This is a genomic window from Streptococcus mitis, from assembly GCF_001579045.1.
In the GTDB taxonomy this organism is placed as follows: Bacteria; Bacillota; Bacilli; order Lactobacillales; family Streptococcaceae; genus Streptococcus; species Streptococcus mitis_D.
The window spans coordinates 1-261 of record NZ_KQ970280.1; the positions used below are offsets into that span (position 1 = coordinate 1).

Annotated in this window: 1 protein-coding gene; it reads right to left on the minus strand. The window is 37.9% G+C overall.

Annotation, left to right across the window (positions count from 1 at the left end; genetic code table 11):
- Nucleotides 1-261, minus strand: a 261-nt coding sequence (locus SMIDD28_RS10750; protein ID WP_155719346.1) for a DUF1542 domain-containing protein, incomplete at both ends; no start/stop codon positions are given.

Consider the following 261-nt stretch of genomic DNA (forward strand, 5'->3'; position numbering starts at 1 on the left):
ATTGATTCTTTCTATCGCTGCTGCTTTGGCACTAGCTAAATCTGCGTCTGCTTTTTTCTGCTTCGCTGCATCTAATGAAATACCTTGAATAGTATTTACTGCTTCATCTCTCTTAGAGTTTACAGTTGCTGGATCGGTAGCTCCATTTACATTGTTAATACCTTTTGTTTTTTCAGACTCAACTTGTTGTTTCAACGATGTTTTATCTGCTGGTAAAATGTCAGCTTGGTCGATTTCAGTAGTTTTAGCTGTTGCTGCTTG